Genomic DNA, 7852 nt, shown 5'->3' on the forward strand with positions numbered 1-7852 from the left:
GGCGGGTGTGGCCAACAGCAACGTGAACTACATGACTCAAACCTTGAGTTTCGAGGTGACGGGGGAACAGGAAGATCAAATCCTCTCCCAAGTGAAACAGAAAGTGAATAAATTGGAGCCCGCTGTGGTCTTGAAGAACAAGGCCGACGGTCGCTTGCTCAATTTTGACACCCTCAAGAGTAAGAATATCCAACCAGAAGAAAGAAAAAAATACTACGAATGGATCCTTGATGGGATCGACTGCGCCAATTGTGCCAACAAGGTCGAGCGAGGCGTCGCCAAGGTGGCGGGTGTGTCCAACAGCAACGTGAACTACATGACCCAAACCTTGAGTTTCGAGGTGACGGGGGAACTGGAAGATCAAATCCTCTCCCAAGTGAAACAGACAGTGAATAAATTGGAGCCCGCTGTAATCCTGAAGAATAAGGCCGACGGTCGTTTGCTCACAGTCGGAAACCATCCAACGGCGATGAATCTGGCTGCAGAAACACTAGAACAAGGGGAACTGGAAGAAGAAGGTGGGGAAGAAAATGAATCACGAACGACCATCATTCGATTGGTACTTGGATTCTCCCTCATGCTATCCGGTATCTTCCTGCCACTTCCAGGAGGCATTTCTGTTGCCCTGTTTGTAATTGCCTACCTGATTGCCGGCTATGATATCGTCTGGCGGGCCGTCCGCAACATGCTCCGCGGGCAGGTTTTTGATGAAAACTTTCTGATGACGATTGCAACGCTGGCTGCTTTCTATGTTCAAGAATATCCAGAGGCCGTTGCGGTCATGTTGTTCTATCAGGTAGGGGAACTGTTCCAAGATATCGCCCTTTCGAAGTCCCGTCGCTCAATCGCTGAGTTGATGGATATCCGCCCTGATTATGCAAATTTGGTAACCGAAAATGGTACCCAAAAGGTTGCTCCGGAAGCCATTAAAGTGGGTGATCTCATACTTGTCCGGCCTGGCGAAAAAGTGCCATTGGACGGGAAGGTAGTGGAAGGGACTTCCGCTATGGATACATCTGCCTTGACTGGGGAATCCGTACCGCGTAGCGTAGGCCCTACGGATTCGGTGCTGAGCGGTTTTATCAATCGGAACGGGGTGCTTAAAGTAGCGGTGGAGAAGCCTTTTTCGGAATCAACCGTGAAAAAAATCTTGGATCTGGTTGAGAATGCAAGTGGGAGAAAGGCACCGACCGAGCAGTTTATCACCAAATTTGCTCGCTACTATACGCCGGTTGTCGTAGTATCCGCGTTCCTATTGGCCATTGTGCCGCCGTTGGTGTTCCCGGGAGCTACTTTCGATGAATGGATTTACCGGGCAGCTATTTTCTTAGTTATTTCTTGTCCGTGTGCATTGGTTGTCTCCATTCCTATTGGCTTTTTCGGCGGAATCGGAGCCTCTTCACGGAAGGGCATATTAGTGAAAGGAAGTAATTACCTGGAAGCTCTAAATGACCTAAAGTACGTAGTGATGGATAAGACCGGCACTTTGACGAAAGGAAAGTTCGAGATAACAGCGATTGAACCCGAGAAAGAAATCAGTACGGAAGCCTTACTGGAAATGGCAGCGTATGCTGAAGCCCATTCCACCCACCCAATCGCGGATTCCATTAAAGAAAAATATGAAAAAGAGATCCAGGAAGAAAGAATTACTACTTACAACGAAATTCCCGGACACGGTATCGAGGCCACCATCGATGGGAAAATCATACTGGCTGGAAATGCTCGTCTAATGGAAAAATTCTCTGTGAATTTCGAAGAAGTAACCGAAATCGGGACAATTGTTTACCTTGCGATAGAAGGGAAATATGCTGGGTATCTCTTGATTGCGGATGCCATTAAGGAGGACGCCGCAGCCGCTATCGCAACTATGAAGGAGCTTGGAATCAAGCATATCATTATGCTGACTGGCGACTCGAAAGCAGTAGGGGACGCAATCGCCCAGAAGCTGGGGATTACAGAGGTCTACAGCGAGTTGTTGCCGCAAGATAAGGTGACAAAGTTCGAAGAAATCCTCTCACGTAAAAAGAAAAATGAGAAAGTCGCCTTCGTGGGGGATGGAATCAACGACACCCCCGTTCTAGCCCGTTCGGATATTGGGATTGCCATGGGGGGATTGGGGTCAGATGCAGCCATTGAGGCGGCTGACGTGGTAATTATGGACGATAAGCCTTCCAAGATTGGGGTCGCCATGCTGGTGGCCAAGGATACCCGTCGCATTGTATGGCAGAATATCTTCTTTGCCCTCGGAGTGAAGGGACTGTTCCTCCTTCTGGGAGCTTTCGGGGTTGCCACCATGTGGGAAGCGGTTTTTGCAGATGTCGGCGTGACGGTAATAGCCGTTCTCAATGCTATGCGGATTTTAAAGAAATAGATTTCCACGATTCGATCAGGAAACAATAAAATTAGCCAATAACGTCAAAATGCATTTGATCTTTCAGATGCGTTTTGACGTTTTTGGTTTATGAAGGTTTTCAAAATTATTTTAGTACACTATCACCAAAACTCAAGAGTATTGACTATGCTTCCTTGCTCTAGTAGAATCAAGGGATACAAGTGTGTCATAACTTATATTCAAAAGTGAGGGTGAAAAAAGATGAAATATGGCTACGCACGGGTGAGTACCCGCCAACAAGATCTAGAAGGACAGCTACGTCAACTCGAAGAGGAACGCTGCGACCGAGTCTACTTCGAGAAAATTACCGGAACAAAAAGTGATCGTCCCGAGTTCCAAAAACTCCTTCAGGAAATTGAGACAGGAGATACGTTGGTTGTGACGAAACTGGATCGCTTCGCTCGCAGCACGCAAGATGCATTGAACACGATCAAGCTCTTATTTGAGAAGGGCGTGCGGATCAACGTGCTGAATTTAGGAATTATCGAAAACACGTCCACTGGAAGATTAATCTTCACGATTTTCAGCGCTTTTGCGGATTTTGAACGCGATTTGATTGTGGAACGTACGCAGGAAGGGAAAGAGCTGGCTAAACAGAAACCTGATTTCAGGGAAGGGCGACCAAAGAAATTTAATCAGCAACAAATCAATCTGGCCATGAATCTATTGAAGAATCATTCCTATAAAGAGGTAGAGAAAATGACCGGTATCAGCAAGAGCACCCTGACTCGTAACAAAAGAATAATGCAATTAAGTGCTGAGGGTTAGATAGAATGAGTATTGCGATGATGTATTTTGAGTATACATTCACTAAAAAGTTGCCTTAATCCTTTATCTAAAGGATTAAGGCAGCTTTTCTTTATCATTTTTTCCATTAGTAACTTGTCTAGCCTTCAGTGCTGCTGGTAATTTCATGTGGCGGATATCAGCATTTATGGCATTCATGAAATGGTTTTAGGTCCAATTCTTTAAGATGTGTGGGTTATGTATCTTATTCAGCAACCACAAAAAGTCTCTTTTTCTTAAAACGTATCAATTGGTACGAAAAATTTGCTAAAAAGATATATTGGCTGTATAATAACATTAAACTTGTACGTAGGGAGTGTGTCATTTGAGTTCAAAAAAGAAAAATCCTCAGAAATTCTTTAACTTCAAGCCTGATGAGATTAAGGAATATTTGAATAAATTTAGAAAATGCATTATTGACGGAAATTATTCAATATCTCAGAATGAGCATAGACAAGAAAATATTGATTTTATCGAGGATTTCAAAATTGATACGAAAAAAGAACACGAAATTCTCCTAGGTTTGCAATTTGATGATTTTTGTCATGCAGTTGAAAATCAGAATACAAGATTTTCTCATGAAGTGCTCTACATATTCTGTAAGCAATATGAATTGGATTTTTGGGGGACGCCGGAAACTGTTGACATATACATAAAAGTGAATATGATTGAAAATCAAAAAGGAGATCTTTATACTATTTTGGTATCTTTTCATAGAAGAAATTTTGAAATTGCATATTTGTTTAAATAGATAATTGTAGTCTTAGGCTGCACATGAGAAGGAGGAAATTTTAATGAGAGGATTTTGCGAACAATGTCGTGATATCGTCGAATACAGAGTAAGTACAGTTGAAAAAGAAAAAAAAATTAAAGGGAAAGTAATTCGATATGTTGGAAAAGTAGCCCATTGTGATGAGTGCAAAGAAGAAATATTTATTCCTGAGATTAGAGATTATAACTTGAATGCTCTGGATGTTGCATACAGAAATGAAGAGGACTTAATTAGTGTAGAGACTATTGAAAAAATTCTAGAAAAATATGATATTGGGAAGAGACCACTATCATTATTGCTTGGTTGGGGAGAAGGGACACTGACGCGATATGTTGATGGGAATATTCCTTCTAAAATTTATTCTGATTTACTTAGACAAATCCTTGAAGATGAAAAATTTTATCGAGAAATATTGGAAAAAAATAAAGAGAACATATCACCGGTTGCTTATAAAAAAAGTCTGGATGCCCTGGATAAAATTAATTTAGTGCATGATACTGCGGTTAGTAAACTTGAATCCGCAGTTAAATACTTATTAATGCAGACTTCAGAGATTACACCACTCGCACTCCAGAAACTATTATATTTTTCTCAGGGATTTCAAAAAGCTTTCACAGGTACATTTATGTTTGATGAAAATTGTGAAGCTTGGGTGCATGGCCCTGTATATAGAAATGTATACGAGAAATATAGAGAATATGGTTATAATCCTATTGAGGGAAAAGGTTTAGCTTTTTGTGATATTAATTTGACTGAGGATGAAAAAGAATTGTTGGATCATATTGTTCTTTATTTTGGATGTTATAGTGGAAAAATTCTTGAGAACATGACGCATTCAGAAGAACCTTGGCGAGTAACTAGAAAAGGTCTAAATGATTGGGAAGGTTCTGATAGAGTTATTCCCAAAAAAGAAATAGATACCTACTTTAGTAGCGTGAAAGAAAAGTACAAAATGCTAAATTTAATGGATATTAAAGATTATTCAAAAGATTTATTTAGTAAGCTTTATTCTTAATTTTATGAGAAAGAATTGGGTTCCATCATAGGTTCAATCTCTACAGGATTTTCTCACCAGCTTAATGCTGTGGTAATTTAGTCAATCTCTACTGACTATTCGTAGGTTAAAAATAAACAGAAAGAATCAGATAATATTTGATTCAAAATATTTTGATTTGGAGGAAATATAAATGAACAAAATAATTCAAATAGTGATTAACGGAGTTCCAAAGCAGGTCGAAAAAAGAGATTATACCTTTCAAGAAGTGATTTCTTTAGCATTCGGTTCTTATTTTCCTGAAAATCAATCATATACAATTACTACTACTAGAAAGAACGATGATCAGTCTAAGCAAAAAGATGTGTATTCTTATGGGGACTTAATTAAAATGAAAGAGGATATGCGTATAAATGTCGACTCAACTAATAGATCATAACCCTGATTTACTGAAACTTAAAGAAGAAGGCTTTGATATAAAAATAATATCAGATAACATTGTTGTAAGTGGAGTGCCTTACGTAACTGAGCAGGGAAATATAGATTTTGGTTCTGTTTATTGTCCATTTAATTTAGTTGGACAAAATACGGTTACTCAGACAGATCACACCATGAGATTTACCGGGAGTTATCCTTGTGACAAACGTGGAGCGAGGCAAACATCTTTTGTAAATTCTGAGGTTAGGCATGAATTATCACCTCAAATTGAAGGTCGATTTTATTTATCTTCAAAGCCTGCAACTGGATCATACCCTGATTTTTATGCTAAATTTTCGCGGTATATTGAATTGTTATGGCATCCTTCAATCTCAATTGACTCAAGTGTGACTCCAAAAAACTTTGATTATCATGCTTATGCTGAGGATAGTGTTTTTCGTTATCCCGATACTAATACTGCCAGAGCGGAAATTTCTTCAATTACAAATAAACTTAAAGGACTCCACATCGCTATCATTGGTTTAGGGGGGACGGGCTCATATATTCTTGACTTTATTTCTAAAACACCTGTAAAAACCATTTCAATATTTGATGGTGACACGCTATGCAATCATAATGCATACAGAATGCCAAGTGTTGTCAGTGTAGAAGAATTACATTTGAAGCAGTCAAAAGTTGATTTTTTGAAAAAAACTTATGATGCGTTTAGAGATGGAGTTGTAGCTCATTCAGAAAATGTAGATGAAACAAATGTGGATTTACTGTCGAATTGTGATTTCGTTTTTCTTTCCTTAGATTCACCAACATGCAAAAAAACAATTACAGCATATTTAGTTAAACACTCAATACCATTTATTGATGTTGGAATTGGAGTTACTGTGGTTGATAACTCTCTAAGAGGCTCTCTTCGTAGAACCCTGGTAACAAAAGACAATCTCTCCTCACTCATTAAGATACCAATGTACGAGGATATGCATGAAGACATATATGCACAAAACATACAAATTGCTGAGCTAAACGCTCTAAATGCGATACAGGCGATAATTGCATGGAAAAAATATTTTGGATTTTACCAAAGTGCTGAAAGTTACTATAATTCTACCTTCACTATCGACGAGGAGGAATTATATAATGAAGCATGAATTCGTTGAATTCATTCCCGAGAAAATTTCCGAAGAAACGATCTACATTTCACTAGAATATAATGTTGCAAAGCACAAATGCCCGTGTGGTTGCGGAGATGAAATTGTAACATCCTTAGCTCCAAATCGTTGGTCGATAGCGTACGATGGGGAAACTGTTTCTTTTTCGCCATCAATTGGTAATTGGACACATAAATGTAAGTCTCACTATTATATTAGGAACAGTAAAGTTGTTTGGCTTGGCAATGATTATTCTAGTGAAGAAATTGAAAAAGTTATTCAATTAGATAACCGCGACCTCAAAATGAAAGAAAATTCAAAATCGATAATTGCCACTATTCTAAGTAGGATTAGCGACTTTTTTAGGAAGTAAACGAACCATTCTATAAAAATAAATGTAGAAACTGAATCTATAAGTGAGAAATGGATCCCCGAGGAGATAATTCGCTAAGGGGATTTTTGATTGCGTGTTATCCCAATATCCTCATAAAACCGTATGGGAACTTTTCCCTCATACGGTTTTATTAAATTCTTTGTTGTATATACATTATGTTTATTCAGTAAGGCCAATTCATAAGTATGTCATAACTTTATCGTACTTGATCAATTGGACATAGAATTTATAATGGGTTTCTGGACATGCAGTTCAGACTTTTTAGAGAAAAATAATAAAAAACACAGTGTCCAGAAATGAACCATTTTCTGAACACTCCTTTTCCTTTTTTAACACTCGTGAAAGTAGCAATTTTTCAATCTGCTCACCTGTCCGTATTCCAGCGGGCGGTAAAAACCAATTACAAAAGTTACCTTGAAAAACCTACGACTGCCCCTCTACCCTTCATAATAGACAGCTGCCTATTAACGACAGAAAAATCTTTTTAGAATCCTCTATCTTCTTTTTATCTTTACTTTACTTTATGTTATAGTAAAGTAAAGATAAAAGAGAGGGGGAGCCACATGTTAAACGTCTCTGAAGTGCTCAACATGCTAGAAAAAGAAGGCCTTACGAGCTCTAGACAAGTCGTATTGCGTTGGATTCGTCAAGGAGACTTGCCAGCTGTACAAGAATCCAGAAAAACAGGCTATCAGATAGAACAATCAGACCTCGCTGACTTTATCGCCAGGAAAAAAGAAGCAGATGCAAGCACCGAATCCGATGAACAGACAACCGACGACTATCAAGCAGGCTACCAGGCAGCCATAAAAGATCTGTTGGAGAAAGCTGTGGTGAGTGGGTCCGGAGACCTTTTTCTTTTCAGGAAAAATGCCAGTATCCCGATCCATTTAGCTGATTTCAAGGAAATGGCTGCAAGAAATTTCAGCACCGG

At 39.2% G+C, this 7852-nt stretch carries 8 protein-coding genes; all 8 read left to right on the forward strand.

Annotated elements, in window-relative coordinates:
- Positions 1-187: 187 nt before the first annotated feature.
- Positions 188-2371, forward strand: a complete 2184-nt coding sequence (locus tag BLV66_RS15185) for a heavy metal translocating P-type ATPase (RefSeq protein ID WP_245826761.1) — start codon at positions 188-190, stop codon at positions 2369-2371.
- A 222-nt stretch (positions 2372-2593) separates the two neighbouring features.
- Complete coding sequence (locus BLV66_RS15190) at positions 2594-3160, forward strand: recombinase family protein (RefSeq protein WP_035067045.1); 567 nt, start codon at positions 2594-2596, stop codon at positions 3158-3160.
- 343 nt (positions 3161-3503) lie between these two features.
- Positions 3504-3929 carry a hypothetical protein gene (locus BLV66_RS15195; protein ID WP_086987703.1) on the forward strand — a complete coding sequence of 142 codons (426 nt, stop codon included), beginning with the start codon at positions 3504-3506 and terminating at the stop codon, positions 3927-3929.
- Positions 3930-3972: 43 nt separating this feature from the next.
- Positions 3973-4965, forward strand: coding sequence for a type II toxin-antitoxin system antitoxin SocA domain-containing protein (locus tag BLV66_RS15200; RefSeq protein WP_086987704.1), 993 nt, complete (start codon positions 3973-3975; stop codon positions 4963-4965).
- Between the two features lie 172 nt (positions 4966-5137).
- Positions 5138-5383, forward strand: a complete 246-nt coding sequence (locus BLV66_RS15205) for a hypothetical protein (protein ID WP_086987706.1) — start codon at positions 5138-5140, stop codon at positions 5381-5383.
- Positions 5358-6524, forward strand: coding sequence for a ThiF family adenylyltransferase (locus tag BLV66_RS15210; protein WP_086987707.1), 1167 nt, complete (start codon positions 5358-5360; stop codon positions 6522-6524). The genes BLV66_RS15205 and BLV66_RS15210 overlap by 26 nt, the downstream gene beginning before the upstream one ends.
- Complete coding sequence (locus BLV66_RS15215) at positions 6514-6897, forward strand: ubiquitination-like system serine protease family protein (protein ID WP_086987708.1); 384 nt, start codon at positions 6514-6516, stop codon at positions 6895-6897. The genes BLV66_RS15210 and BLV66_RS15215 overlap by 11 nt, the downstream gene beginning before the upstream one ends.
- A gap of 584 nt (positions 6898-7481) precedes the next feature.
- The coding region (locus tag BLV66_RS15220) for a helix-turn-helix domain-containing protein (protein ID WP_143033148.1) at positions 7482-7852 on the forward strand (371 nt) is incomplete at its 3' end.

The sequence above is a fragment of the Trichococcus collinsii genome, assembly GCF_900107505.1.
GTDB classification, from domain to species: domain Bacteria; phylum Bacillota; class Bacilli; order Lactobacillales; family Aerococcaceae; genus Trichococcus; species Trichococcus collinsii.

Coding starts and splice junctions, on each gene's coding strand:
- BLV66_RS15210 (WP_086987707.1), top strand. CDS start 5,358: ATGTCGACTCAACTAATAGATCATAACCCTGATTTACTGAAACTTAAA.
- BLV66_RS15205 (WP_086987706.1), top strand. CDS start 5,138: ATGAACAAAATAATTCAAATAGTGATTAACGGAGTTCCAAAGCAGGTC.
- BLV66_RS15215 (WP_086987708.1), top strand. CDS start 6,514: ATGAAGCATGAATTCGTTGAATTCATTCCCGAGAAAATTTCCGAAGAA.
- BLV66_RS15200 (WP_086987704.1), top strand. CDS start 3,973: ATGAGAGGATTTTGCGAACAATGTCGTGATATCGTCGAATACAGAGTA.
- BLV66_RS15190 (WP_035067045.1), top strand. CDS start 2,594: ATGAAATATGGCTACGCACGGGTGAGTACCCGCCAACAAGATCTAGAA.